The following is a 1356-nucleotide window of genomic DNA, read 5'->3' on the forward strand; positions in this document are numbered from 1 at the left end:
AGCAGTTCGTTCAGCACCGGCATCTTGGCCTGCAGTTCGGCGGCGGCGAAGCGCTCGACGATCTGCCCGTGCTCCATCACGTAGAAGCGGTCGGCCAGCGGCGCGGCGAAGCGGAAGTTCTGCTCCACCATCACCACCGTGTAGCCCTTCTTCTTCAGCATCAGGATCATGCGCGCGAGTGCCTGCACGATGACCGGTGCCAGGCCTTCCGAGATTTCGTCCAGCAGCAGCAGGCTCGCGCCGGTACGCARGATGCGCCCCACCGCCAGCATCTGCTGTTCGCCGCCAGACAGTCGCGTGCCCTGGCTCTGGCGCCGTTCGGCCAGGTTSGGGAACATCTCGTAGATCTCGGCCTCGCTCATGCCCCGGCTGGCGTCGGCACCTTTCAATACCGGCGGCAGCATCAGGTTCTCTTCGCAAGACAGGCTCGAGAAAATCGCCCGCTCTTCCGGGCAGTAGCCGATGCCGTAATGCGCGATCTTGTGCGTCGGCAGGCCGATGGTCTCGTGCCCGTTGACCTTGATCGAGCCCTTGCGGGCGCCGGTCAGGCCCATGATGGCGCGCATCGTGGTGGTGCGGCCCGCGCCGTTGCGGCCGAGCAGCGTGACGACTTCGCCGTGATTTACGGTCAGGTCCACGCCGTGCAGGATGTGCGACTCGCCGTACCAGGCGTTCAGGTCCTTGATCTCAAGGGCGGGAGTGTTGGTGTTCATCTCAATGCGCTCCCTGCAGTTCCGCCTCGACCGTGCCCATATAGGCTTCCATCACGCGCGGGTCCTTGGATACCTCCGCGTACGGCCCCTCGGCCAGGATCGCGCCGCGCTGCAGCACGGTGATCTTGTCGGCGATGGAGGACACCACGTTCATGTTGTGCTCGACCATCAGGATGGTGCGGCCGGCGGACACCTTCTTGATGAGCTGCGTCACGCGGTCCACGTCCTCGTGGCCCATGCCCTGCGTGGGCTCGTCCAGCAGCATCAGCTCGGGCTCCATCGCCAGCGTGGTGGCGATCTCCAGCGCGCGCTTGCGGCCGTACGGCAGGTTGACGGTGACGGTCTCGGCGAACTCGGTCAGGCCGACCTGTTCGAGCAGGTCCATCGCCCGGTCGTTGAGCACGTCGAGCGATCGCTCGCTGCGCCAGAACTGGAACGAGGTGCCRAGCTGGCGCTGCAGGCCGATGCGCACGTTCTCRCGCACGGTCAGGTGCGGGAACACGGCGGAAATCTGGAACGAACGGATCACGCCGCGCCGCGCAATCTGCGCCGGTTTCTCGCGGGTGATGTCGATGCCGTTGAAAAGGATGGTGCCGGTGGTCGGCTCCAGGAACTTGGTGAGCAGGTTGAAGCAGGTCGTCTT

2 protein-coding genes are annotated in these 1356 nt (G+C 65.2%); both read right to left on the reverse strand.

Annotated features, from left to right (window positions below):
* A partial coding sequence (locus tag AC1DFU_RS27570) for an ABC transporter ATP-binding protein (RefSeq protein ID WP_441593859.1) occupies positions 1 to 713 on the reverse strand: 713 nt, incomplete at its 3' end.
* Between the two features lies 1 nt (position 714).
* The coding region (locus AC1DFU_RS27575; RefSeq protein ID WP_441593861.1) for an ABC transporter ATP-binding protein at positions 715 to 1356 on the reverse strand (642 nt) is incomplete at its 5' end.

The sequence above is a fragment of the Cupriavidus sp. 10L45 genome (assembly GCF_056395225.1).